The organism is Streptomyces sp. NPDC044061, from assembly GCF_056434305.1.
Genome location: NZ_JBWKFL010000002.1, coordinates 1 through 24108, shown reverse-complemented (window position 1 = coordinate 24108; position 24108 = coordinate 1). Strand labels below are relative to the sequence as shown.

At 71.6% G+C, this 24108-nt stretch carries 26 protein-coding genes and 1 pseudogene; 6 read left to right on the top strand and 21 right to left on the bottom strand.

Annotation, left to right across the window (positions count from 1 at the left end; translation table 11 throughout):
* Window positions 1-146 precede the first annotated feature (146 nt).
* The 7 genes from AC07CM_RS02580 to AC07CM_RS02550 form a co-directional block, all read right to left on the bottom strand.
* On the bottom strand, window positions 147-1724 hold the full coding sequence (locus tag AC07CM_RS02580; protein ID WP_478874483.1) for a DUF1996 domain-containing protein: 1578 nt from the start codon (window positions 1722-1724) through the stop codon (window positions 147-149).
* A gap of 174 nt (window positions 1725-1898) precedes the next feature.
* Window positions 1899-2552 (bottom strand): LuxR C-terminal-related transcriptional regulator, encoded by a 654-nt coding sequence (locus tag AC07CM_RS02575; protein ID WP_478874482.1) that lies wholly within the window; start codon window positions 2550-2552, stop codon window positions 1899-1901.
* Window positions 2537-3808: a sensor histidine kinase gene (locus tag AC07CM_RS02570; RefSeq protein ID WP_478874481.1), complete on the bottom strand. Its 1272-nt coding sequence runs from the start codon at window positions 3806-3808 to the stop codon at window positions 2537-2539. Before AC07CM_RS02570 ends, AC07CM_RS02575 begins: the two co-directional genes overlap by 16 nt.
* Before the next feature lie 31 nt (window positions 3809-3839).
* On the bottom strand, window positions 3840-4886 hold the full coding sequence (locus AC07CM_RS02565) for an SDR family oxidoreductase (protein WP_478874480.1): 1047 nt from the start codon (window positions 4884-4886) through the stop codon (window positions 3840-3842).
* Window positions 4887-4952: 66 nt separating this feature from the next.
* Complete coding sequence (locus AC07CM_RS02560) at window positions 4953-5537, bottom strand: winged helix-turn-helix domain-containing protein (RefSeq protein ID WP_478874479.1); 585 nt, start codon at window positions 5535-5537, stop codon at window positions 4953-4955.
* A gap of 489 nt (window positions 5538-6026) precedes the next feature.
* A complete protein-coding gene (glnII, locus tag AC07CM_RS02555) occupies window positions 6027-7058 on the bottom strand; it encodes a glutamine synthetase (RefSeq protein WP_478874478.1) in 1032 nt (343 codons plus the stop codon).
* Between the two features lie 135 nt (window positions 7059-7193).
* Complete coding sequence (locus AC07CM_RS02550) at window positions 7194-7709, bottom strand: MarR family winged helix-turn-helix transcriptional regulator (RefSeq protein WP_478874477.1); 516 nt, start codon at window positions 7707-7709, stop codon at window positions 7194-7196.
* 69 nt (window positions 7710-7778) lie between these two features.
* Between AC07CM_RS02550 and AC07CM_RS02545 the strand changes: the two genes are divergently transcribed.
* Entirely contained in the window at window positions 7779-8642 is an 864-nt protein-coding gene (locus AC07CM_RS02545; RefSeq protein WP_478874476.1) for an alpha/beta fold hydrolase, read from the top strand.
* A gap of 3 nt (window positions 8643-8645) precedes the next feature.
* Here AC07CM_RS02545 and AC07CM_RS02540 read toward each other — a convergent pair whose 3' ends face one another.
* Window positions 8646-9374 carry a hypothetical protein gene (locus AC07CM_RS02540; protein ID WP_478874475.1) on the bottom strand — a complete coding sequence of 243 codons (729 nt, stop codon included), beginning with the start codon at window positions 9372-9374 and terminating at the stop codon, window positions 8646-8648.
* A 120-nt stretch (window positions 9375-9494) separates the two neighbouring features.
* Complete coding sequence (locus AC07CM_RS02535; RefSeq protein ID WP_478874474.1) at window positions 9495-9863, bottom strand: arsenate reductase family protein; 369 nt, start codon at window positions 9861-9863, stop codon at window positions 9495-9497.
* A gap of 166 nt (window positions 9864-10029) precedes the next feature.
* Here AC07CM_RS02535 and AC07CM_RS02530 point away from each other — a divergent pair, with 166 nt between their 5' ends.
* On the top strand, window positions 10030-10344 hold the full coding sequence (locus AC07CM_RS02530) for a hypothetical protein (protein WP_478874473.1): 315 nt from the start codon (window positions 10030-10032) through the stop codon (window positions 10342-10344).
* A 45-nt stretch (window positions 10345-10389) separates the two neighbouring features.
* On the opposite strand, the gene AC07CM_RS02525 is transcribed toward AC07CM_RS02530, so the two are convergent.
* Entirely contained in the window at window positions 10390-11574 is a 1185-nt protein-coding gene (locus AC07CM_RS02525; protein ID WP_478874885.1) for a winged helix DNA-binding domain-containing protein, read from the bottom strand.
* Window positions 11575-11746: 172 nt separating this feature from the next.
* On the opposite strand from AC07CM_RS02525, the gene AC07CM_RS02520 reads away from it, so the two are divergent.
* A complete protein-coding gene (locus AC07CM_RS02520) occupies window positions 11747-13114 on the top strand; it encodes a DUF2252 domain-containing protein (protein ID WP_478874472.1) in 1368 nt (455 codons plus the stop codon).
* Window positions 13115-13121: 7 nt separating this feature from the next.
* Here AC07CM_RS02520 and AC07CM_RS02515 read toward each other — a convergent pair whose 3' ends face one another.
* Window positions 13122-14780 carry an alpha/beta fold hydrolase gene (locus AC07CM_RS02515; RefSeq protein WP_478874471.1) on the bottom strand — a complete coding sequence of 553 codons (1659 nt, stop codon included), beginning with the start codon at window positions 14778-14780 and terminating at the stop codon, window positions 13122-13124.
* 124 nt (window positions 14781-14904) lie between these two features.
* Between AC07CM_RS02515 and AC07CM_RS02510 the strand changes: the two genes are divergently transcribed.
* A complete protein-coding gene (locus tag AC07CM_RS02510) occupies window positions 14905-15180 on the top strand; it encodes a hypothetical protein (RefSeq protein ID WP_478874470.1) in 276 nt (91 codons plus the stop codon).
* Between the two features lie 16 nt (window positions 15181-15196).
* Here the strand turns inward: AC07CM_RS02510 and pspAB are convergent, their stop codons facing one another.
* From pspAB to AC07CM_RS02485, 5 genes are all read right to left on the bottom strand, one after another.
* Entirely contained in the window at window positions 15197-15781 is a 585-nt protein-coding gene (pspAB, locus tag AC07CM_RS02505) for a PspA-associated protein PspAB (RefSeq protein WP_478874469.1), read from the bottom strand.
* Between the two features lie 2 nt (window positions 15782-15783).
* Complete coding sequence (gene htpX, locus AC07CM_RS02500; RefSeq protein ID WP_478874468.1) at window positions 15784-16704, bottom strand: zinc metalloprotease HtpX; 921 nt, start codon at window positions 16702-16704, stop codon at window positions 15784-15786.
* Window positions 16705-16819: 115 nt separating this feature from the next.
* On the bottom strand, window positions 16820-17407 hold the full coding sequence (locus tag AC07CM_RS02495; protein ID WP_478874467.1) for a hypothetical protein: 588 nt from the start codon (window positions 17405-17407) through the stop codon (window positions 16820-16822).
* The gene (locus AC07CM_RS02490) at window positions 17404-18024 is read right to left on the bottom strand and encodes a hypothetical protein (protein ID WP_478874466.1); all 621 of its coding nucleotides are present in this window, start codon (window positions 18022-18024) and stop codon (window positions 17404-17406) included. Before AC07CM_RS02490 ends, AC07CM_RS02495 begins: the two co-directional genes overlap by 4 nt.
* A gap of 117 nt (window positions 18025-18141) precedes the next feature.
* Window positions 18142-18399, bottom strand: coding sequence for an SCO2583/SCO2584 N-terminal domain-containing protein (locus AC07CM_RS02485; RefSeq protein WP_478874465.1), 258 nt, complete (start codon window positions 18397-18399; stop codon window positions 18142-18144).
* Between the two features lie 274 nt (window positions 18400-18673).
* On the opposite strand from AC07CM_RS02485, the gene AC07CM_RS02480 reads away from it, so the two are divergent.
* Window positions 18674-18928 (top strand): hypothetical protein, encoded by a 255-nt coding sequence (locus AC07CM_RS02480; protein ID WP_478874464.1) that lies wholly within the window; start codon window positions 18674-18676, stop codon window positions 18926-18928.
* An 82-nt stretch (window positions 18929-19010) separates the two neighbouring features.
* On the opposite strand, the gene AC07CM_RS02475 is transcribed toward AC07CM_RS02480, so the two are convergent.
* Together AC07CM_RS02475 and glnA are read right to left on the bottom strand one after the other, a co-directional pair.
* A complete protein-coding gene (locus AC07CM_RS02475; protein WP_478874884.1) occupies window positions 19011-20165 on the bottom strand; it encodes a glycoside hydrolase family 3 N-terminal domain-containing protein in 1155 nt (384 codons plus the stop codon).
* A gap of 399 nt (window positions 20166-20564) precedes the next feature.
* Complete coding sequence (gene glnA / locus AC07CM_RS02470; RefSeq protein ID WP_468378111.1) at window positions 20565-21974, bottom strand: type I glutamate--ammonia ligase; 1410 nt, start codon at window positions 21972-21974, stop codon at window positions 20565-20567.
* A 210-nt stretch (window positions 21975-22184) separates the two neighbouring features.
* On the opposite strand from glnA, the gene AC07CM_RS02465 reads away from it, so the two are divergent.
* On the top strand, window positions 22185-22652 hold the full coding sequence (locus AC07CM_RS02465; RefSeq protein WP_478874463.1) for an RDD family protein: 468 nt from the start codon (window positions 22185-22187) through the stop codon (window positions 22650-22652).
* A gap of 81 nt (window positions 22653-22733) precedes the next feature.
* On the opposite strand, the gene AC07CM_RS02460 is transcribed toward AC07CM_RS02465, so the two are convergent.
* From AC07CM_RS02460 to AC07CM_RS02450, 3 genes and pseudogenes are all read right to left on the bottom strand, one after another.
* Window positions 22734-23435 carry a DUF4191 domain-containing protein gene (locus AC07CM_RS02460; RefSeq protein ID WP_478874462.1) on the bottom strand — a complete coding sequence of 234 codons (702 nt, stop codon included), beginning with the start codon at window positions 23433-23435 and terminating at the stop codon, window positions 22734-22736.
* Between the two features lie 59 nt (window positions 23436-23494).
* A complete protein-coding gene (locus AC07CM_RS02455; protein ID WP_478874461.1) occupies window positions 23495-23692 on the bottom strand; it encodes an SCO2195 family GlnR-regulated protein in 198 nt (65 codons plus the stop codon).
* Window positions 23693-23919: 227 nt separating this feature from the next.
* A pseudogene (locus AC07CM_RS02450) lies at window positions 23920-24108 on the bottom strand (lipoyl synthase); the annotation flags it as partial.

Here is a 24108-nt window from a genome sequence, read left to right as displayed (position 1 = left end):
GGGGGGGTGGGAATGGCGTTGGGGGGAATGTTGGGCGGAGGTGGGGAGGCCGACCCGACCCACCCCCACCCCCACGGGGGGGGGGGAAAAAGCAAGGGGGGGGGGGGGGGGGAACCCCCCCCCCCCCCGCTTCGGTCATCGGCTCGTCAGGCGCAGTTCTGACCCCCGTTGATGCAGTTGGCGATCTTGTTGGCCAGGCCGTTCTTCGTGACGCTGATGAAGTCGTCGTGGTCCGTGGCCGGCTTGTGGAGCTGCTCCGGGAAGCCGTCCACCGCGTAGGCGTTCTTCACCTGGCCGTTCTGCAGGGTCGGCGGGGTGATGTTGTACACCAGGCGCATCGTCAGCTGCGGGATCGCCTTGAAGCCGTTCTGGCAGTTGCCGTTGGCGTCGGCGAACGCGACGTGTGTGCGGTGGTTGGCGCTGTCGATGTTCTGCCCGTCCCAGCAGCTCTGGAAGGCGAACGTGCGCACGACCTTGCTGCCCTGCGGGCAGATCGGGTACTGCGTCGTCAGCTGCACCTTGTTCTCGAAGCCGGTGCAGCTCCAGTGCGCGTTGGCGTTGGCCAGACCGTTGGTGGTGGTCTTGGCGTCACCGGTGATGATGCGCAGGAACTGCGGCATCGCCACGACCTTGCTGGTCGCGCTGCCGACGTACTTGATCTGCGCCTGCGCCGGGACCAGGATCTTGCCGACGTTGCCTTCCTTGCCACCGCCGTCGTTGTTCTGGTCGAAGTCCTGCGTACCGTCCTGGACGCGGACCACGGGCCAGTAGTACGACGACAGGTCGTTCCTGTTCTGGCAGCTGGTGCCGCCCTGCAGGAACGTCTGGTTGCTGGAGAACGCGTTGACCTTCTGGTTGCCGACGTAGTCGTGCAGGTGGTGCGCGCCGTTGGTCACGCCGGGCGCCACGATCACGTTGTCGGTGTTGTGGTTCTTGTTGGCGTTCACACCGCAGCGCGTGGTGAACGTGCCGGTCGACGCGTTGCCGTTCCTGCCGGGCTTGGCCTGCACGTTCGGCTGGACCTTGGTGATGTCGACGAAGTCCGCCGCCACCGGGCCGTTGCCGGCCTGCCCGCCGATGTTCTGCTGCTGACCGGCGTTGCCCTGCTGCTGCCCGCCCTGCTGCTGACCACCGGTCTGCTGCTGGCCCCCCTGCTGCTGACCACCGGTCTGCTGCTGGCCCCCCTGCTGCTGGCCGCCGGTCTGCTGCTGCCCGCCCTGCTGCTGACCACCGGCGGTGGTCTGGTTGGCGTTCTGCGCCGTGCAGGAGGCGAGGCTGTTCAGGTCGCCGGGCGCGGTGCCGCCGACGCGGGTGATCTCCAGCTTGATCCGGTCCAGGATCGCCGTCCGCCGGTCCTTGAGCGGCTGCAGGATGGAGTTCTGCACAAAGCTCGCGTCCCTGGCCTGCGCGTCCCGCGTGGTCGCCAGACGCTGGTAGGCGTCGGTGATCTGCCCGTCGAGGTTGGCCAGTTCCCCGGCGACCTCGTTACGGGCCTGGTTCGGCACGTTGGTGAGCTTCTGGCCCACGTCCGGGCAGGAGATCGTCGCGACCTGCGCCGTCGCTGCCTTGGTCTGGTTGCCTCCCCACGACTGGTTGTTCGACTCGTGCGCCGAGGCGTAGAAGTTCGCCCAGATCAGCCCGCCCCCACCGAGCGCTAGGGCCGCCGATGCGGCTATGGCCTTGGTGGCCAGCGGCGTACGGCGTTTTCGTGTGTTGCGTCCCATGGAACTCCTCTGACTTCCTTGCGGGGCAGCATCGAGGCGCCCGACAGGAGTGAAGCGGCGCCCTTCCATACGGACGCCGCCCCGGGGGTGTTCACCGGCCTCACGAATTCCTCGGCGGATCTCCTCACACAGGAACATCAACCGCCCTCTGAACAGGGGAAGTTGCTCGCACCGTCACCGATCGCGGTCGAGGTGCGCGAGCACGGCCAGTACGCGGCGATTGTCGTCGTCCGACACCTCCAGGCCCAGTTTGGTGAAGATGTTGGAGGTGTGCTTGGCGATGGCCCGTTCCGTCACCACCAACTGTGTGGCAATGGCCGCGTTCGACCGGCCCTGCGCCATCAGCTCCAGCACCTCGCGCTCGCGCGGGGTGAGATGGCCGAGCGGCCGGTCGTCGGCCGTCCGCCGGGCCAGCAGCTGCTGGATCACCTGCGGGTCCATCGCCGTACCGCCCGCGGCCACCCGCCGTACGGCGTCCACGAACTGGTCGGCGTCGAACACCCGGTCCTTCAGCAGATAGCCCACCCCGCCGTTGCCGTCGGCCAGCAGTTCGCGCGCGTACAGCTGCTCCACGTGCTGGGAAAGCACCAGCACCGGCAGGCCCGGCCGCTCCCGGCGGGCCTGCAGCGCGCACTGCAGCCCCTCGTCGGTGTGCGTCGGCGGCAGCCGTACGTCGACCACCGCGACGTCCGGCGCCGACTCGGCCAGCGCCCGGGTGAGTTCCGGCCCGGACTCGACGGCCGCCGCGATCTCGAAGCCGTAGGCCTCCAGCATCCGGACCAGCCCGTCACGCAGCAGGAAGAGGTCTTCGGCTAGGACAACGCGCACGGGATCTCCATCGTCACCAGGGTGGGACCGCCCGCGGGGCTACTGACGGCCAGGACGCCGTCGAATGTACCCAGCCGGCGTTCGACCCCGGCCAGCCCCGAGCCCGGGCCGATCACGGCGCCGCCCTTGCCGTTGTCGGTGACCGTGATCCGCAGCATCCCCTCGGCGTGGTGCAGGTCCACCCAGATCCGGTCGGCGCCGGAGTGCTTGACGGCGTTGGTGAGCACCTCGCTGACCGCGAAGTAGGCGGCCGACTCGACGGGCGCGTCCGGGCGGCCGGGCAGCTCCACGGTCACCTCCGTCGGAACCGGCAGCCGCAGCGCCAACGCCCGTACCGCGTCGCCGAGTCCGCGCTCGGCCAGCACCGGCGGGTGGATGCCGCGGACCAGGTCGCGCAGTTCCTCAAGGGCCTCGGCGGAGTTCCGGCGCGCCTGCGCGAGGAGCTTCCTCGCCTGCGCCGGGTCCTTGTCGACCAGCATCTCGATCGTGCCGAGATCCATGCCCATCGCGACCAGCCTGGCCTGCGCGCCGTCGTGCAGGTCCCGTTCGATCCGGCGCAGCTCGGCGGCGGAGGTGTCGACGGCGTCCCGTCGGGTCTCGGTCAGCACCCGGACCCGCTCGACGAGTTCGCCCTGGTCGCCCCCGAGGACGGCCCGGGTGATCCGGAAGTGGGCGGTCAGCAGCCGGGGCGTGAGGTGGTACGCGGCGAAGAGGAGCACGGCGGCGGTCGCGGCCGCACCGAGCGCGGTCGGCTGATCGGTGACCGGCACGAAGCCGTACCAGTAGGTGTGGCCGTCCGCGAGCACCCGCCACAGTCCGGCGGCCACCGCGAAGCCCTCGAAGGGGTAGAAGAGCAGGACGGCCGGGAGCAGCGCGGTGACGAACCCGGCCGTCATGTCGGCCGGCAGCCAGCGCAGATCCCGCCAGGTCGCGGGGTCGGCCAGCATCATGACCGTGCGGGTCCAGGGGTTGGCGCCCTCGGGTATCGGCCGGTAGGCCGACCGGATCGGCACCCCGCACCACTCGGCCGCGAGCCGCCGCCGGGTGTCCGCGAAGTCCCGTACCCCGCCCAGGATCGCCGGGGTGGTGACGATGCCCAGGCCGAACGGGATGAGCGCGATGGACACAAGGCTCAGCGTGAAGCACAGTACGGCCACGGGCAGCATCGCCAGCGCCAGCACGAGCCCCCGTACGGCGGCGAGCACGACCTCCCGGAGGCGGGCGCGGATGCCGTCGCTCTTCGTGTCGGTGTTCATGGTGCCAGTCTGGCCGAGCCCCGCCCTGTGTTCACTGGCCCGAGACCCCGTCCTGAGAGGTGGTGCCAGGTACACCATTCGCCGCGGCCAGCACCTTCGCCTCCACTTCCGGGTCCAGGCCTTCGGCCGTCCGGTCCGGGCGCTGCGGTGCGACACCGCCGATCTCCGTCAGCCAGCGCCAGGTGTCGGCGACGGTCTCGCCCACCGGCCGGCACACCAGCCCCGTGGCCAGCGCGCGGGACACGTCCGCCCGGTGCACGGCGCCGTGCGTCTCGCCGCCCGGCGGCACCCACACCGGCAGCTGGGTCCACGGCTCGATCCCGGCGTCCAGGATCACCTCCGGGTCGGTCCAGCGCAGCTCCGCGTCCGCTCCGGTGACCCGGAGGCAGGCCTCGAGCAGTTCGCCCATGGTGGTGTGGCCCGGCGGGCTCACCAGGTTGTACGGGCCGTCCAACCGGCGTTCCACCGCCCCGAGAAGCCAGTTCGCGAGGTCGCGCACATCGATGTACTGCACCGGCAGCTCGCGCGGCCCGGGCGCCAGAACGGGGCCGCCGCGGGCGATCCGGGTCAGCCACCAGGGCAGCCGGCCGACGTTCTCGTACGGGCCGAGGATCAGCCCCGCCCGGGCCAGCACCGAGCCGGCCGCGCCGAAGGTCTCGACGGCGGCCAGCTCGCCGCCCCGCTTGTCCCGGGCGTAGTCCGTGGGCCCGGCGCCGACGGCGGCACCCTCGACCAGGGGAGCGTCCTCGGCGGCCCCCGGCGGCCACGGCCAGGCGTACACGGACCGGCTGGAGACGTACACGTACCGCCCGGCCCGGTCCCGCAGCAGCCGTGCCGCGTCCCGTACCGCGCGGGGTCCTGCCGACCATGTGTCGATCACCGCGTCCCAGGTGCCGTCGGCCCCGGCGAGCGCGGCGAGGCCGTCGGGGGCGGTGCGGTCGCCGTGCAGCGACCGCACTCCCGGGGGAGGCCCGTGCCGCCCCCGGTGGAAGACGGTCACCTCCCAGCCGCGTTCGAGTGCGGCCTCCACGACGGCCCGTCCCACGAACTCCGTACCGCCCAGCACGAGAAGTCTCATGCCGGGGAGCGTGCCCGGTGCGGGCCGGGGAGGGAAGGGCTGTCTGCCGTCGGCAGACAGCCCGGCTCAACGCCCGGTCGGCGGGGTGTACTTGTAGCCGACCCGGCGCACCGTCTGGATCGACTGGCGGTGCCGGGCGCCCAGCTTGCGGCGCAGCCGGGCGACGTGGACGTCGACGGTGCGGCCGTCGCCGACGTGGCCGTAGCCCCACACCGTGGTGACCAGCTGGTCGCGGGTGTGCACCCGGTGCGGGTGCGCCACCAGGTGCGCGAGCAGCTCGAACTCCAGGTAGGTGAGGTCGAGTTCCTGGCCGTCGACGCTCGCGGTGCGCTGCACGGAGTCGATCCGCACCAGCGGGTCGCCGCCCGCTTCGGTGGCCGTCTCCGGCTCGTCCGGCACCGCGACCGGCAGGAACGGGGGACGCTGGTCGGCCGGGACCAGCACCAGGTAGCCGACCATCGGCGGCTGTCCGGGGAGGGTGGGCAGGGTGTGCTGCGGCGCGGGCAGCCAGGTGGCGCCCGGCGGCAGGAAGTCCGCCACGTCCACGACCTCGTCCCGGTCGACGGCCCGCAGCCGGTGGCGTGCGGGGTTCGCGGGAGAGGGGGCCGGTGCGGTGAGGGTGGCGGTGGAGAGGGAACGGGTGGTCGCCATGACAGGTCAGCTCTTTCGCGCGAGGAGTTCGTCGGGCAGAACGGCGGCCGCGATTCGTGGTCGGGCGCGCCGGAGGACGTACGTCGTTTCGCGCTGGCCGAAGGCCGGGGTGTACGGCTTTAGAGGGCCCGCGCGTTCATCGCGCGGCAACACACCCGGTCGAAGTCGTGGTGCTGACGGGAAGGCCAGAACGGCTCGAGGTCATGGCGACCCGTCGCGGTGTACTGCTGGAAGCCGGCCATGCGCCCATTGAAGCAGACACAGCGCCGCAACAGGACCCTCCTCTCACTGCTTGGACGTCTGCTTGGCGCGAAGTTGACGCTTCGGACCTCCTCCCACCTGCCGTTCGGCCCTGGTCAGCGGCTTGTGAGCCACTGACGCGGCCGAAATGCCGTCTCAAGCCTCGGACACGCGGTGCCCGGCACGGGAGCAACGCACGGAAGGGGCGCCCGCCAAGACGGCGGGCGCCCCTTCGTGAAGCCGGGCGAATCAGACCTGGCCGGCCTTCTCCAGCGCGGAGCAGCAGGTGTCCACCAGCAGGCGGGTCACCACGTACGGGTCGACGTTGGCGTTCGGGCGGCGGTCCTCGATGTAGCCCTTGCCGTCCTTCTCGACCTGCCAGGGGATGCGGACCGAGGCGCCGCGGTCGGAGACGCCGTAGGAGAACTTGTCCCACGGGGCCGTCTCGTGCAGCCCCGTCAGGCGCTCGTCGATGCCGGCGCCGTAGTTCTTGACGTGGTCCAGCGGCTTGGAGCCCTCACCGAGCGACTCGCAGGCGGTGATGATCGCGTCGTAACCCTCGCGCATCGCCTTGGTGGAGAAGTTGGTGTGCGCGCCCGCGCCGTTCCAGTCGCCCTTCACCGGCTTCGGGTCCAGGGTGGCGGAGACGCCGAAGTCCTCGGCGGTGCGGTACAGCAGCCAGCGGGCCACCCACAGGTGGTCGGAGACCTCCAGCGGGGAGACCGGGCCGACCTGGAACTCCCACTGGCCGGGCATGACCTCGGCGTTGATGCCCGAGATGGCGAGACCCGCCTTCAGGCAGTTGTCCAGGTGGGCCTCGACGATGTCACGGCCGAAGATCTCGTCGGCGCCGACACCGCAGTAGTAGCCGCCCTGCGGGGCCGGGAAGCCGTTCTCGGGGAAGCCCAGCGGGCGGGAGCCGTCGAAGAAGGTGTACTCCTGCTCGATGCCGAAGATCGGCTCCTGGGCGGCGAACTGCTCGGCGACCTCGGCCAGCGCGGCCCGCGTGTTGGACCGGTGCGGGGTCATGTCGATGTCGAGGACCTCGCACAGCACGAGGATGTCGTCGCCGCCGCGGATCGGGTCCGGACAGGTGAAGACCGGCTTGAGCACGCGGTCCGAGGAGTGCCCCTCGGCCTGGTTGGTGGAGGACCCGTCGAAGCCCCAGATCGGGAGCGCGTCGAGACCGGCGAAGGCGCCCGTGACGATCTTCGTCTTGGAACGCAGCTTGGCCGTCGGCTCGGTGCCGTCGATCCAGATGTACTCAGCCTTGAAGGTCACGGGGCCACATCCTTTGAGGGTGGGTCGGGCGCACTTGCGGGTGCTGCGGCGCTGCGGCACTGGGGCGCCGCTCGATCTGCCGGGCAGCTTGTCAACAAGCGGTTTCCCGTCCATTGCTCGAATGTGAACCCCGTGTTACCTGGGCGTTCTGTGTCCCGGCTCACGTTGTGAGGCCGGTGTGGCGGAGGTATGGGACTCCGTCGCGGCCTCGCGCACCCCGGCGAGGAAGTCCCGGATCGCGGCCCGCTGATGGTCGTCGTAGCCGCGCAGCAGCTCCACCGACCGCTCGATCAGGGGTCCGAAGAAGGCCCGGCCGAGTTCGACGGCGCCGTCCTCCACCACCACGACGACCCTGCGCCGATCGCTCTCGCCGCGCACCCGGCGCACATGGCCGGCCCGCTCCAGCCGGTCGAGCAGCGCGGTCGTACCGGCCGAGTTGAGCCCCAGCACGGTCCCGAGCCGCCCGGCGGTCATCTCCTCGCCCGCGCGCCGGGCGTCCATGAGCGCGATCAGGGCGCGTACGTCCGTGGGGTGCATGCCGTTGTCGTTCGCGAACCGGGCGCTGTGCAGGCCGAGTTCGACGGCGACGGCGCGCAGCAGGTGGACGATCTCCATCCCGGGCGCCGGATCGGGGGCGGGTGGGGTCGGCATGCGGGTCCTCCGGGCGTACCATCTCGCTGAGCAAGTATCTTGTTGAGCGAGATAATAGGGGGTACTGCCGTGCAGGGGACGAGCCCGTACGACGCCGACGCCTTCCGGGTTGCGTACGACAAGGTGCTGGCGAAATGGCCGGCGGACCACGAGGCGCTGACGGTGGCCACGCCCTACGGCGACACCCGGGTGAATGCCTGCGGCCCACGTGAGGCGCCCCCGCTGCTTCTGCTGCCGGGCGGCGGCGGAGCGACCTCCGCCTCCTGGTACGCCCAGGTCGGGGAACTGGCCGGGATACGCCGGGTCTACGCGGTCGACCTGGTCGGCGCCCCCGGTCTGAGCGCCCCGGCCGGCGACCGCCACCCCCGTACGGTCGCCGACCTGGCCGGCTGGCTGGACGCCCTGCTGGACGGCCTCGGGGTGACCGCGGCCGACGTGGGCGGGCACTCCTACGGCGCCTGGATCGCGCTGCAGCACGCCCTGTGTGCGCCCGCCCGGGTACGCCGCCTGTTCCTCCTGGACCCGACCCAGTGTTTCGCCGGGTTCAAGGCGGCGTACCTGCTCCGTGCGCTGCCGATGCTGCTGCGGCCCTCGCCCCGCCGGGTCCGCGCCTTCCTGGAGTGGGAGACCGGGGGAGCCTCCGACCCCGACTGGCTCCGTCTGCAGGAGGCGGCCGCGGGCTTCCCGGCCGTGCGGCCGGTGACGGGCCCGCGCCCGGCACCCGAGGCGCTGCGCGCCCTGGACGTGCGGGTCCTGCTGCTCGTGGCCGCGAACAGCAGGACCCATGACCCCACCACGGTGACGGACCGGGCCGCCGCGATGCTGCCGCGCGTGGAGACGGCCGTACTGCCTGACGTCTCGCACCACGCGCTGCCTCAGGCGGCGCCGGACGGCCTGGCCCGCCGGCTCACCGCTTTCCTGTCCGGGCCCTGAGCGTCACCCCACCTTCTCGATCACGGCACGGCGGATGAGGAACTTGCCCGGCTCCCGGACCTGTTCGAAGGCCGCGTTGTTGAGCAGCACACAGCTGCCGGAGACCGAGGTGACCTTCACCGTCGTGGACTTGTTGTTGTCCAGGTTGGTGACCTTCAGGGTCGTACCCGCCGGGAACTGGTTACTGGAGGCGGCCGGGGCACCACCCTCGCCGGAGAGTGTGACGGTGGAACCCTTGCAGACCTGCTGACCGGAGGCCGCGGCAGCGCCACCTCCGTTGTCTCCCGCGGCGCCGGTCTGCGCCGGCTGCGCGGACTGCTGGGCACCGCCTGCCTGCTGGCCCGCCTGCTGGCCGCCCTGCTGTGCGTTGCCCTGGCCCGCGTTGCCCCCCTGCGCCGCCTGGGAGCCCTGAGCCGACTCCCCAACGGTGCATCCGGCAGCCTTCTGCTGGACCTCGATCTGCTTGATGACCGCCTCGCGGTTGGCGATCCGGGCCGCCGACTGCGCGTCCGGGTTCGCCTTCTGGTCCGCGATGAACTTGTCGTTGTTGCCGTGGGCCGTGGCCAGCCCCTGGCAGACGGTCGAGTCCCCGGCGGACAGCGTCCTGGCGTTCTGCGGCGGTGCGGCGTTCGAGGTCGACGCCAGCGCGAAGGCCCCGCCGCCCGCCACCGCCGCGGCGCTGACGAGCAGCGCGAGCTTCTTCTTCGTGCTGAGAGTTCTCCTGCGCGACATGCGCGCCTCCTGAAGAGGTAGGGGAGCGTACGCCGCTATGTACGAGATCCCGAACGAGGTTACTCAGCGGTTACAGGAGTCATTTGAAGTAACCTGCGTCACAACGGAGTTGAGCTGTGTTCAGCTCTTGCCGCGGGAGAGCGCGTCCTGTACGGCCTCCTCGCTGCGGGCCACCAGGGCGGTTCCGTCGTCGGCCGTGATGATCGGGCGCTGGATGAGCTTGGGGTGCTCGGCGAGGGCCGTGATCCACCGTTCCCGCGACGCCTCGTCGCGCGCCCACTCCTTCAGCCCCAGCTCCTTGGCGGCGGCCTCCTGGGTCCGGGTGATGTCCCACGGTTCGAGTCCGAGCCGGTCGAGCACGGACCTGATCTCGTCCTCGCTCGGCACGTCCTCCAGATAACGGCGGACGGTGTAGTCGGCCCCCTCGGCGTCGAGGAGGCTGAGGGCGCTGCGGCACTTGGAGCAGGCCGGGTTGATCCAGATTTCCATGTGCCACACGGTACGCGAAAACCCGTTCTGCACGTGTGTCACGGGAGCCCCGAAAGCCCTTGTGGCCAGGGGCTTTTGTCAGTGGTGGGTCGTAGAATAGAAGCAGTGTTCGAGGGTGTCGCCGGGACCTTCCGGTGACTGCCCTGACCGCGACAGGAGGATGCCCGTGCCCGCTGCCGCCCTGAAGACCAAGCCGTCACCGACCCAGTCCACCGCCAAGCGTTCCGTCCTGCTCGACTCGCCCTACGCGCCGACGGAGAAGCGTCCGCTGCCGGCCGGGCGGCCGCGTGAGTGGTACGTCACGCACAACCGGCGGCTGAAGGCCATGCGCCTCGCCATCGCGCTGCTCGACCTGGGGGTCTACCTGCCCAACCAGGCCCACAACGAGACGATCCGCAGCACGGCGGAGAAGATCGGCGTGCACCCGCCGTCGGACACGACGTGCCACATGGTGCGGGCGTTCATGCGGTACTCGCGCTGAGCCGTGGCGCCGGGTGCCCCGCGTCGGTGCGGGGCACCCGGTCCGTCACGCCGACAACTCCCGCTCCAGCGGCGTCCGGAACCGGGGCGTCACCCTCGTCGTCCCCACCCACCCCCGCAACCGCTCCGCCTCCGCGGCCACCGCGGCCCCGGCCTCCCGGCGCACGCCGGCCTCGGGGATACGCCAGACGATCTCCCCGTCCGGCCGCTGGGCCCAGCCGCCCACCACCCGCCCGTTCCACCACACCGTCGGACCCACATTGCCGCTGCGGTCGAACAGCAGGGGGCGCAGCGCCGGGTCCAGATACCAGTCACGCTGCTGCCAGGCCATGGCCGTCGGATCCAGGGCGGGCAGCAGGGCCGCCCAGGGCTCTCCCGGAGCCTCCACCGGGCCGGCGTCACCGGCCACGACGTGACCCGTGCCCTCGTCCAGCGACACCTCCCGCGCACCGATCGCGGACAGCGCCCGGCGGACCTCCGTCACACGCCAGCCGGTCCACCACTTCAGGTCCGCCTCCGTCGCCGGACCGCAGGCCCTCAGCCAGCGCTCCAGCAGGTCCGCCTGCGCCCCGGCAGGGTCCAGTTCGGGATGCTCCGGTGCCGGTGCCCACCGGAACCGGCTCGACGTCCACGAGCCCAGCGGCCGGCCGCGGACCACCTTGCCCTCGACGCCGAGCACGCGCAGCAGACGGGAGGAGACCGTGTGGACGCCCTCGTAGCTCTTCCCGGCCGCGTACACGAACTGCTCGCGCAGCCGCGGCTCGTCCGCCGTCAGCTCCGCGGCCGTCGCCTGACCGCGGCGGGCCAGCGCGGCCAGCGTGGCCGCCTCGACCTCGGCGAGCCAGACCGCGTCCGGCGCGCCCGCCCTGGCCATGTCCTTGAGCAGGGAGGCGCGCTCCCGGGCGGCCACCGTCAGGCCCGTCGACGCGTGCACCACGGCCGTCAACCCGGTCGGGAACACGAACACCGTGTGCCGCATGCCGTGCATCCGGACCAGCGTGCGGTCCTCGTACAGCGCCCGCTCCGTCTCCGGCACCGCCTTCGCCGGGTCGGCCAGCCGTGCGGCCACCGCCAGATGCACCGTCGCCGGGTCCGTGCCGTGCAGGGCCACCAGGGAGGCCGCGACCTCCTCGGGCGCCGCCGCCCGCGCCGCACCCACGAGACGGTGCCGCAGCGCCAGCCGGGCCCGCCGCTCCGCCGCGTCGATGTGCCGCCGCCGTCCGTCGCCCATGCCGACCTCCCCGTCGCTCACCATGCCCTCCGCGAAGGGTCGCAGACGCCGCTGACAATCCGCTCCCGTTCACCCGTTCGCCGTACTCCGCATGCGCCCGCCCACCCTCGCGGACTTCACTGCCAGCAGGAGGTGACGGCAATCGCGGGGAACCGCAGAAAGAGGCCGCCGTATGAGCACTCCCGAGGACCGCGCCCGGCGCGGCACCCCCGAGGACCGCGTCCGGCGCGGCAAAGAGGCTCGCAAGGACGTGCCCCGCTCCGCTCACGCCCTCTGGCTCCCGTCCGCCGACCGGCCCGACCCCGTCGCCGCACTGGAGCGGCAGGGACGTGACCGGCTGCCGGAGCTGCTGCCGATCCGCTACGGGCGGATGGCCGGCTCGCCGCTGGCCTTCCTGCGCGGCGCCGCCGCGGTGATGTCCGCCGACCTCGTCGCCCAGCCGCACACCGGGCTCACCGTGCAGCTGTGCGGCGACGCCCACCTGCTCAACTTCGGGCTCTACGCCTCCCCGGAGCGCGCCCTGCTCTTCGACCTCAACGACTTCGACGAGACCTTCCCGGGCCCCTTCGAATGGGACGTCAAACGGCTCGCGGCCAGTGTGGCCGTGGCCGCCCGGGAGAACGGGCACGGCAAGGCCGGGACCCGGGCCGCGGCCCGGGCGGCCGTCACCGGATACCGCACCGCCATGCGCCGGCTGGCCGGACTCGGGGAACTGGCCGTCTGGTACGAGCACGTCGACGCCGACAGCCTGCTGCCCCTGGTCCGCTCCACGCGCCGCCGGCGCCGCCTGGAGTCCAGCCTCACCCGGGCCCGCCGCCGTACCAGCCTCCATGCCCTCGGCAAGCTGACCGAGGTGGTCGACGGGCGGCGCCGGATCATCAACGACCCACCACTGCTCGAACCCGCCGGCGCCCCGGACATGGCCTCCCTGCGCAAGACCTTCAGCGACTACCGCTCCACCCTTCCGGAGGAACGGCGACACCTCCTCGACCGGTACCGCTTCGCCGACGCCGCCCGCAAGGTCGTCGGCGTCGGCAGCGTCGGCATGCGCTGCTTCGTCGTGCTGCTCACCGGGCGCGACACCGACGACCCGCTCTTCCTGCAGATCAAGGAGGCCCGGACCTCGGTGCTCGAGGAGCACCTGCCGAGCGGGCCGTACATCCATCCAGGGCACCGGGTGGTCGCCGGACAGCGGCTGCTGCAGTCGGCCACCGACATCTTCCTCGGCTGGATGAGCGGGCCCCAGGGCCGGGCCTTCTACTGGCGCCAGCTGCGCGACATGAAGGGCGTCGCCGAGGTCGCGGGCCTCCACCCGGCCGGGCTGCTCGCCTACGCCCGGCTGTGCGGCACCACCCTGGCCCGGGCCCACGCCCGCTCGGGCGACCGCATCGCCATCGCCGCCTACCTCGGCGGCTCCGACTCCTTCGACCGCGCCGTCGCCGAGTTCGCCCTGGCCTACGCCGACCAGACCGCCACCGACCACGCGGGCCTCGTCGCGGCCATCGCGGCGGGCGTGATGACGGCGGAGCCCGGGGTGTGACCCCGGATCAGCCGTACCGCTCCAGCAGTCCGCGCACATACGCCTCCAGCCGCTCGCCCAGCACCTCCGTTGTCAGATCGGTGCGCCCCAGCTCCCGCCACGGTCCGGCAAGCTTCCGCGCGTCGGGGGAGTAGGCCAGGGCGTCGAGCAGCCGCCAGTACAGGTGGTCCGGCCCACTCGCGAGCCCGTGGCCGCCCTGCGCCTCGTACCGGTCGCGGAAGGCGAGCCCCTCCCCGGGGCCGTGCAGCAGCGCCAGCGCCGTGGAACAGTGGGCGACGTCGAGGTCGGCGGGCCCCCACGAGGTCTCCACCCAGTCGACGACCCCGGTCACCCGCAGCCCCTCGCCGGCGCCCGTGAACAGCACGTTCCCCGGGTGGTAGTCCCGGTGCAGGAAGCGACCGCGGTAAGGCGGCGGGTCGCGGCGGATCACGTCCACCGCCCGCCGCCACATCCCGCCCTCCGGCACCCGCGCCCGATCCGGCGAGGCCCACGCCTGGTACGGGCGCGGACGCTCCTCCGGTACGACCGCGTGGATCCGGACCAGCTGGGCGGCGAGCAGGTCCAGCCGCCGGCCCAGGGCCCGCCGGTCCTCCTCGTCCACGCGTACCAGCCCCGGCAGCCGGGTCATCAGCAGGCTCGGATGATCGCAGTGCTCGGCGGCGGCGTCCACGGCGACGAGCGCCGGCGCCGGGACCCCCGCCTGCCCGGCGAGCAGCCCCAGCACGGACGCCTCACGGGACAGCAGGCCCGGGGCGTGGCGCCGGAAGAAGGGCTTCACGAACGTGCGCAGCACCAGCTCCTCCCCGTCGTCGAGGGTCAGCCCCCGCATCTGCGAGGACCAGCCCCCCGGCAGCGGGCGGGAGCCGGTCACCGCACGGCCCTGCGGAAGCCGCTCGGCCACCCAGCTCCGGGTCGCCGCCCAGCCCCCCTCCTCCAACCCGCCCAGCAGCGAGGCGACGAACACCCGCCAGTCCTCCGCGTGGTCGCGGAACCACACACCCAACCGGTGCTCGGCGTCCGGGATCTCGACCCGCGTGAACTGCGCGCGGGTCGCGAGCGCGTCCTGTACGGCCTCCGTCACCTCCGGCGGGACGACCGCGTCCGTGCCCGGCACCGCGAGGACCGCCCGGCCCTCGTACGTCCGCAGGGCCGCGAGCGCGGACGAGTCCCGCCAGCCACCGGGCGTGCGGATGATCTCGCTGAACTGCCCGTCGCCGTCCCCGAAGGGCACGCCCCAGGCCTCGGGCGCGTACACGGCAGGCGCGCACAGGCCGACGGCCGCCACCCGTCTCCCGTAGTGCCGTACGAGGTCCGCGACCGTCTGCCCGCTCATGCTGAACCCCACCAGCACCAGCGGGTCGTCCGCCGGAGCGTGCGCGTCGACGACCGCCGCCGCCTGCTCGAACCGCCGCCGCAGGCTCGACTCCGCGAGCCTGCCGCTGCTTTCGCCGTGCCCGGAGAAGTCGAAGGCCAGCACGTGACAGCCGTGCGCCGCGATCTCGGCGAGCAGCGGCAGCAGCCGCTCCCTGCTGCCGTCGCCGGCCCCGTGCAGGAGGACGACGGTCGCCCGACCGGGTGACCCGGCGCCGACCGCGCTGAGCCGTTCACCATCGTGCGCGTACGTGAATTCCTCGTGCTCGCCTGGGAGTTCGCTCATACGAGCCATTCACTCACAGCCGCCGGGCCGCACGGAAAACGAGATGCACGCCTGGTGACGGCCTCCCTACTCTGAACAAACGTCGCGAAGCCGACACGTCCCCCAACCGCACTCACCTCACGGGAGGTCCGTCATGAGTGGCATCGTCGTCTCCGGGACCGTCGTCCTGGTGATGCTGGGATTCGCCGACCACACCTGGTGGCTCGCCGCCGCCGCGCTGCTCTATCTGTACGTGAAGTACGGCCGGGGCTCGCCCGGTACGACCACCCCGCCGGCCGGCTCCGGCGCGCTGCCCGACTCCTACCGGGCGTACCGCGAGCGCCGGGACCGCCAGGCCAGGTGGGAGCGCCGCTACCGCCGCGAGCGCCCCTTCGAGACCCGGCGTCAGGAGCGCCGGAAGAGCAAGTGAGCGGGGGCGCCGCCGGTCACAGCCCGGGGGCGCCCCACACCGGGAACCACCGGCTGAGATCCTGCTCGGCCTTCAGGTCGCTCGCGAGGGCGGCCTTCACCTGCAACTCCAGTGCGCTGTCCCGGCGCTCCACGGCTCCGGGCAGCGGTGCAAAGGGATAGAAGGTACCGCGCTTGTACAGGTAGACCAGGGCCAGGCGTCGTCCCCGCTCGTCCTCGAACGCGGCGAGGGAGCACAGCAGCTGCGGGCCGAAGCCGTTGACCTCCATCGAGCTGTTCACCGCGTGCAGGTCGTTCACCAGCTGCGGCAGCTGCTCGGGGGTCCGCCGGGAGACCAGCCAGGAGTAGCCGTAGCCGTCCTGGGTGAGTTCCACCGGAGGTCCGGTGCGGTCCGTGTCCGCGTCGAGCAGGGCCTGGACCTCCCGGTGGGTCTGCTCGAAGGCCGCGCCCTCGACCGTGGCGAAGCACACCGCACCCACCCCGGTCGGCGTGAACCCGGCGGCCACCTGCAGCGTCACCGCCGCCGAGGGCAGCGCGAAGAGCTGGTCCAGATCGGGCGCGACCGGCTTCGTGCGGCCGAGCAGGATGTCCAGCAGCCCCATGCTCAGCCCGCCTTCCCGGGAGCGGTCGCCTCACCCAGCTCCGCGGAGATCCGCCCCAGCTGGTCCAGCCGCTGCTCCAGCGTCGGGTGGGTGGAGAAGAACCGCTCGATGCCGGGCTCCTTGCCGGTCGCCGGGGTGAAGTAGAAGGCGTTGAAGGCCTGGGCCGTGCGCAGGTCCTTGGTCGGGATCCGGGCGATGTCCCCGGAGACCTTGGTGAGTGCCGACGCCAGCGCCGAGGGCCGGCCGGTGAGGTGCGCGGCCGCCCGGTCCGCCGCCAGCTCCCGGTACCGGGACAGGGCCCGGATCAGCAGGAAGCTGATCGCGTACACGGCGGCGGAGACGCCGATCACGACGGCGAAGACGGCGGCCGTGTTCTGGTCCCTGCGGCCTCCGCCGAGCAGTTGCGAGTAGAAGGCGAAGCGCACGATCAGTCCCGCGATCACCCCGAGGAACGACGCGATCGTGATGACGGCGACGTCCTTGTGCGCCACGTGGGACAGCTCGTGCGCGAGCACGCCCTCCAGCTCGGCGGGCTCCAGCCGGCGCAGCAGCCCCGTGGTCACACAGACCACGGCGTGGTCGGGATTGCGTCCGGTCGCGAACGCGTTCGGCATGTCGATGTCGGAGACGGCCACCACCGGCTTCGGCATGTCCGCGATCGCGCACAGCCGGTCCACCACCGCGTGCAGCTCGGGATACTCCTCGCGCTCCACGACCCGCCCGCGCATGGCGAACATCGCGATCCGGTCGGAGAACCAGAACTGCGCCACGAACATCGCCCCGACCAGGACGACGACCAGCAGCCAGGACTTCAGCAACACGATCAACGCGGCGACGAAGGCCACGTACAGCAGCCCGAGCAGGAACATCGTGACCGTCATCCGCATGGTCAGCCGTCGATCGCTCCGGAAGCGGCTCTGCATCTTGCATCACCCCGCAGTCAGGCACTCGTCCCGCCTCCAGTGTGCACCTGACGATTGCCATGAAGTGGTTCCGAACGGCCCTAGGGGCGGCAAAAGGTCCCTGTGGGAGGCGGTGTCAGCCCAGGCGGGGCCGGGCCCGCCGCACGGTCGCCCGGGCCCGCGTCCGCAGCCGTTCGTCGGCGTCCGCGAGCAGCGCCTCGGCCGCCCGCAGCCGTACGGACCCGCCGTGCGCGTCCAGGAGCCGGAACGCCGAGACCCGCACCCAGCGGGGCCGCCGCGTCGCCGGCCGCTCCGACAACCACGCCTCGGGCAGCGGCCCGGCCGACGGGAGCAGCGCGAGCGTGGCCTCGCCGACGACTCCGGGCGCCGGGTCGTCCAGCAGCCGCCGCAGTCGCCGCACGTCCGTCACGTCCAGCGCGTGCGGCCCCGCCACCGCCTTGGCCCGCACTCCCGGCGCCGGGCGTTCCAGCAGCGGCCACAGCGGGCCGGCGTCCGCGCGCGTCCCGCACTCCGCGAGCCCGATGGCGGTCCCCGGCGGCAGCGCCGGGTCGCTCGGGTCGGCGCACCGCTCCCGGTACCAGGGCAGCGGATCGATGCCGTGCTGCCGTACGACGTACCGCGCGCAGGCCCGCACCAGCGGGGACCGGTCCGCCAGGAACCCGAGGGCCTGTCCGGGCCGCTCCAGCCGCCTGAGCGCGGTCACCCCGGCGGACCGGGCCCGGGGGCTGCGCGCGCCGAGCAGCGCCCCGGCACCTCCCGCGCGTCCACTTCTCCCACGGCCGCGAGGGCGGCCTCGGCGCACAGGGTCTGTACGACGGCGTCGTCGTCGCCTGCGGCCGTGCGAGCCGGCTCGGCGGCGGAGAGCCGGCCCTCCTCGACGGCGAGGCCGTGGGCGAACCGGCGTACGGCACGGTCGGGAGAGGCCGGCAGCGGGGCCAGTCGTTCCCGGGGTGCCCGGCGCAGCACATCGGCGAGCAGGCCGACGGCGAAGTCCCCGCGGTGGCGGTCGCCGAGGCGCCGGACCAGCGGGGCGAGCCGCGCGGCCGTCTCGGCGTCCAGGGCCTCGGCGAGCAGCCCGCGCACCGGCTCGACCCAGTCCGCGCACCGCACGGCCACCAGCGGCGGCAGCGCCGTGTGCCCGGCGGCCCGGCCAAGCGCCCTGTGCCGGATCCGGCCGTCCCGGTGGCACAGGGCGAGCGCGAGCCAGGACTCCGTGAGCGGGCCGTCGCCGCGCGGGACGGCGGTCAGTGCTCGCCCGCCGTCCGCCTCCTCCCAGGCGGGAACGACGTAGGGCGGGTGGTACCGCTCGTCCGCCCGCACGCCCTCGTCCAGCGCCGGCCAGGCAGCGGGCTCACCGGTGTCGAGGACGACCCGCAGTGGTGCCCCCCTCGGCGAGCCGCCGTGCGGCTCCGGTCCCCTCCCGCGCCGCCGTCCCTCCTAGTAGGGCGAGCGCATCTGCGCGTACCCGAGCAGGACTATCACCGCGGCCACACAGCCGAGCACCACGGCCGTCGACACCCACGACGACCGCCGCGGTGTCACCCTGTCCGGGTCGGCACGGAAGGGCGCGGGGTCCGGCGGGTTCTCCTTCCAGCGGGCGGCGAGCATCCGGGCCCGGGCCGAGGGCTCCTTGTGCTCGGCGGAGTTCGCCCATCTGTGATCGAACTCGTGCTCCCAGTCGTCCTGTTCAGTCATCCCCGTTCAACCTCTCTCGTCGGACAGAGCCAGGAGGATGATCCCCCGAGAGTAGGAATCCTGGGAAGCGGCAAAGGTTGCCCAAGATGCTGGGTGGTCATCGGACGGTTATCGTTTACAGATGAGAGCCGCACCGCAGGGTGCCCGACGTCGTATGCCCTGCTTCTCATCCTCGTGCGGCATCCCCTACGACCGCGCCGGACTTCACTCCGAGGTCGCGGCCATCCGTCTCGTGCCCGGAAAGCCGCACGAGGGGTGGAAGGAAGGTGGATCCATGAATGCACATCGTGCGAGGCGTCTCGCCGCAGTGTCCGCCGTCGGCGTTCTGCTGGCCGGGGGAGCCGCGATCGGTACCGCGGGTACCGCATCGGCAGCCACCCCGACGCAGGTCACCACCAACCGGGGCTGCAACCCCTGGTGGGGCAACTGCTTCAACAACGGCTTCAACGGCTTCAACGGCTTCAGCGGCTTCAACGGCTTCAACGGCTTCAACAACGGCGTCCCTGTCGTAGTGGTGGTGGTGAGCTGACGGCGGCCCGACGGAGCACGGCCGAGGGCCGCCATCCGGAGCGATTCCGGGTGGCGGCCCTCGTCACTGCGTCCCCTCGCTTTCAGGAGCAGAGGTTCACGTGTCGGACGGCCAGGACGTGTCCCGCCGCGTCGATGAGTCGGCTGCGGGAGAGATGTCCGCCGGCCACCGCATCGGTGATCGCCGTGGCGATCGAGGAGGTCGTGGAGCTGACACTGCCTCCCAGGTCGAACAAGACCATGTCGGCGCCTGAGCGCAGGGCCTGGACGGCGGCGGTGGGGACGCTGTAGCCGGCGGCGGAGATCGCCTTGGCGCTGAGGGAGTCGGTGACCACCAGCCCCTTGAAGCCCAACTGGCCGCGCAGCACGGTGGTGATGTCGGTCGGTGACAGGCTCGCCGGATTGGTGCCCAGGCCCGGGACGACGTTGTTGGAGACCATGATGGCCGGGGCGCCGGCCTTGATGGCCGCTGTGAACGGAGGGATGGCCACCTTTTGCAGGGTGGACCAGGGCAGGGTGCGGGCGGGGTCGAAGTCGGAGTTGTAGCTGGAGCCGCCGAGGCCCGGGAAGTGCTTGACGACGGGGATCACGTGTCCGGCGGTCAGCCCGTTCATGTACGCGACGCCGTCCTTGGAGACCACCGAGGTGCTGCCGCTGAAGGACCGCCATCCGACGGGGTTGGTCTTGCTGGGGGCCACGTTCCTGCCGTCGACGTCGACCACCGGCGCGAGGTCCATGTTCACCTGGGCGGCCGCCATCTTGGTGGCGACCTTGGTGACGTTCTGCTGGATCTGGGCCGGGGTCCAGTGCGCGCCCATGTAGGCGGGCCAGGGCAGGGACCCGACGAGGTTCGCCATGCGCTGGATGCCGCCGCCCTCCTCGTCGGTCATCACCAGCAGGCCCAGGTGGCCGGGTACATGGGACTTCAGGGTGGTCAGCCGGGAGCCGAGGTCGGACGGTGCCTTGCTGCCGAACAGGATCACACCGCCCGCGCCGGCGCTCACTTCGGAGGTGGCGTCGGACACCGAGGTCTCCGAGACCGGGACGGAGATGGTGAGCATGGCCAGCCGGCGGTTCGACCACCCGGCCAGCTTCGAGCTGTTGGTGCAGGCGGCGGCTGCGGCGCGGTCCGGAGCGAAGGACGCCGGGGAGTGGGGGAGCGGGGCGGAGGGCGCGCTGGAGCCACTGAGGTACGGGGCGGCCGTGGGGGTGCCCGCAGCCCAGCCGGCCAGGAGCATCGCCGCCACGGCGGTGGCGCTGAGTCTTCTCGTGTTCCTGGCCCCGCCGGGGAGCCGCGGTGGTGCTGTCGTGCTTCTACCGGCACGGTACGACGGGAGTTTCATCGCCTGGCCTCCTTCGGGAAGTCGCGACGGTGCCCGTCGCGCTGAGAGCCGTAGGAGCTGAGATGGGCCCTACGAAGCGTGAGATGCGCTTCGGCCCGCATTTGTTCGGGGCTCCGCTGTCGGCGTACTACCAGAATCTCGCGTCTCGGAGCAGGCCGAAAACTCAGCAGGGGTGAGCCGGTCCCGGAGGCCGGAGCCGAAAAGCCGAAGGCCGGCCCTCCCGTGCTGGGAGAGCCGGCCGACGGCCCACAGGCGGCCCAGGGGAGCGGTTGTCCGCTCTGACCTGGGGCGATATCACACGTCGAAGTAGAGCTCGAACTCGTGCGGGTGCGGACGCAGCTGCAGCGGCGCGATCTCGGTGGTGCGCTTGAGGTCGATCCACGTCTCGATCAGGTCCGGCGTGAACACGTCGCCCTGGAGGAGGAACTCGTGGTCGGCCTCGAGCGAGTCGAGGACGGCCGGGAGGGAGGTCGGGACCTGGGCCACGTTCGCGTGCTCCTCGGGAGCCAGCTCGTACAGGTCCTTGTCGATCGGCTCGGCCGGCTCGATCTTGTTCTTGATGCCGTCCAGGCCCGCGAGCAGCAGGGCCGAGAAGGCCAGGTACGGGTTGCCGGAGGAGTCCGGGGCGCGGAACTCGACGCGCTTGGCCTTCGGGTTGGAGCCCGTGATCGGGATACGCATCGCGGCGGAGCGGTTGCGCTGCGAGTACACCAGGTTGATCGGCGCCTCGAAGCCCGGCACCAGGCGGTGGTAGGAGTTCACCGTCGGGTTGGTGAAGGCCAGCAGCGACGGGGCGTGCTTGAGGATGCCGCCGATGTAGTAGCGGGCGGTGTCCGACAGGCCCGCGTAGCCGGCCTCGTCGTAGAACAGCGGGTCGCCGTTGCTCCACAGTGACTGGTGCACGTGCATGCCCGAGCCGTTGTCACCGAAGATCGGCTTCGGCATGAAGGTCGCGGTCTTGCCGTTGCGCCAGGCCACGTTCTTCACGATGTACTTGAAGAGCTGGAGGTCGTCGGCGGCGGCGAGCAGCGTGTTGAACTTGTAGTTGATCTCCGCCTGCCCGGCGGTGCCCACCTCGTGGTGCTGGCGCTCGACCTTCAGGCCCTGCTTGTCCAGCTCCAGGGAGATCTCGGCGCGCAGGTCGGCGAAGTGGTCGACCGGCGGGACCGGGAAGTAGCCGCCCTTGTAGCGGACCTTGTAACCACGGTTGTTCTCCAGGGCGCCGGTGTTCCAGGCACCCGCCTCGGAGTCGATGTGGTAGAAGGACTCGTTCGCGCCGGTCGCGAAGCGGACGGAGTCGAAGACGTAGAACTCGGCCTCGGGACCGAAGTACGCGGTGTCCGCGATACCGGTCGACGCCAGGTACGCCTCGGCCTTCTTCGCCACGTTGCGCGGGTCACGGGAGTACTGCTCGCCCGTGATCGGGTCGTGGATGAAGAAGTTGATGTTGAGGGTCTTGTCCCGGCGGAACGGGTCCACGCGGGCCGTCGACAGGTCGGCGCGCAGGGCCATGTCGGACTCGTGGATGGCCTGGAACCCGCGGATCGACGATCCGTCGAAGGCCAGCTCCTCGTCGGGGTCGAACGCCTCGACGGGCACCGTGAAGTGCTGCATGACGCCCGGCAGGTCGCAGAACCGGACGTCGACGAACTTGACGTCCTCGTCCGCGATGAACTTCTTGGCCTCGTCGGCGTTCTGGAACATCCAGCTCCTCCTACTCCCGACCGTCCTCGCCGGGGTGGTAGATCGTTCGTGCGGCCAGTGCGGTGGCACACGCTGGTCTCGACCCTAGGGACGGGTGATTTCTCGGGCGTGACCCATTTGTTTCGCAGAAGTTAACCGGCCACTGTTCCACCGTAGCCCCGACACACCCCTGTGCGCTCTGCCCGCATACGGGCGCAGTACCGTGGACGCGTGGACAACAGGCAAGCAATCGGATCGTGGCTTTCCGGGCCGCGCGCGGCCATGGAAGACGCCGGTGCCGACTTCGGGTACCGGGGCGAGCAGCTCGGCCTCCCCGAGGAGGGGCCGAACTCGATCGCACGACCCGGCAGGCGCCTCGGAGCCCTGGCCGTCGACTGGGGCCTGTGCGTGCTGATCGCATACGGCCTCATCACCCACGGCAACAGCCCCGCCACCAGCAACTGGGCCCTGCTCGTCTTCTTCGTGATGAGCGCCCTCACGGTCGGCACGGTCGGCTCCACCCCGGGCAAGCGCCTCTTCGGCATCCGGGTCGTGGCGCTGCGGACCGGCACGGTCAACCCGCTGCGCTCACTGCTGCGCACGTTCCTGCTGTGCCTCGCGATCCCGGCGCTGATCTGGGACCGGGACGGCCGGGGCCTGCACGACCGGCTCGCGCAGACGGTCGAGGTCCGCATCTAGCGGGTCGGCGTCCAGCACCTGACGACGACGAAGGGGCGCCTGGATCTCCGGGCGCCCCTTCGTCGTCGTCAAGGAGAGAAACTACCGGGCCTTCGGCCCGCCCTTCGGCATCCGCATGCCCTTGGGCATCGGACCCTTCGGCAGCGGCATGTTGCTCATCAGGTCGCCCATCGCGCGCAGCCGGTCGTTGGTCGCGGTCACCTGGGCGCCGGTCAGCACCCGCGGGTACTTCAGCATGGTCGTGCGCAGCTTCTTCAGCTCGACCTGGCCATCGCCCGTGCCCACGATCACGTCGTGCACCGGTACGTCCGCCACGATGCGGTTCATCTTCTTCTTCTCGGCGGCCAGCAGGCTCTTCACCCGGTTCGGGTTGCCCTCGGCGACCAGCACGATGCCGGCCTTGCCGACCGCCCGGTGCACCACGTCCTGGCTGCGGTTCATCGCCACCGCCGGAGTCGTCGTCCAGCCCCGGCCGATGTTGTCCAGCACTGCCGCCGCGGCGCCCGGCTGGCCCTCCATCTGCCCGAAGGCGGCCCGCTCGGCCCGGCGGCCGAAGACGATCGCCGCCGCCAGGAACCCGAGGAGCAGGCCCAGGATGCCCAGGTAGTACGGGTGGCCGATCAAGAAGCCGACCGCGAGGAAGACACCGAAGGTGCCGATGCCGACGGCCGCGAGTACAAGACCGATCTTCTTGTCGGCCTTGCGGGTCATCTTGTACGTGAGAGCGATCTGCTTCAGTCGCCCTGCGTTCGCGGCGTCCGCCGCGGTTTCCTTCCTCGCCATGCCACGAAGTCTACGTGGCCCCGCGAGTGCCCACGACGGCAGTGCCCGGCGGGAAGGGTTCAGGAGCGGCCGGCGGCCTGTTCGAGCACGCGCTGCGCCTCGACACGGTCCTTGGCGCGGCGGCGGTCCTCCAGCACGGAGGTCCAGGCGTTGCGGCGGGCGGTGCGCTGACCGCTGCTCATGAGCAGGGATTCGACGGCGCGGAGCGCGTCGGTGAAGGACGGGATGGCGTTGGCGCGTACGGGCGCGGCCTGCATGATCGAGGACCCCCCTCGGTCCGGGTGTACATGGCGTGATACCAGAGTCACTCATTGGTGTTACCAGGGCGTGACCGACCGGTCAAACGCCAATGAAGCCTTGATACAGAGCACCGAAACGCGAACGCGGCCCTGACGGTCGCCCTCATCAGCGAGGACGGTCAGGACCGCGTCGACTCGGCCATTACTGGCCAGTAAGTACTTGTGCGTGAATTCACACGCGCGGCTCACACCGCCTGGGCGGCGATGTACTCCCCACGCTTCTCGACGGCCATCTGGTACAGGCGGCCGGCGCGGTACGAGGACCGGACCAGCGGGCCCGACATCACACCGGAGAAGCCGATCTGCTCGGCCTCCTCCTTCAGCTCCACGAACTCGTGCGGCTTGACCCAGCGCTCCACCGGGTGGTGGCGCAC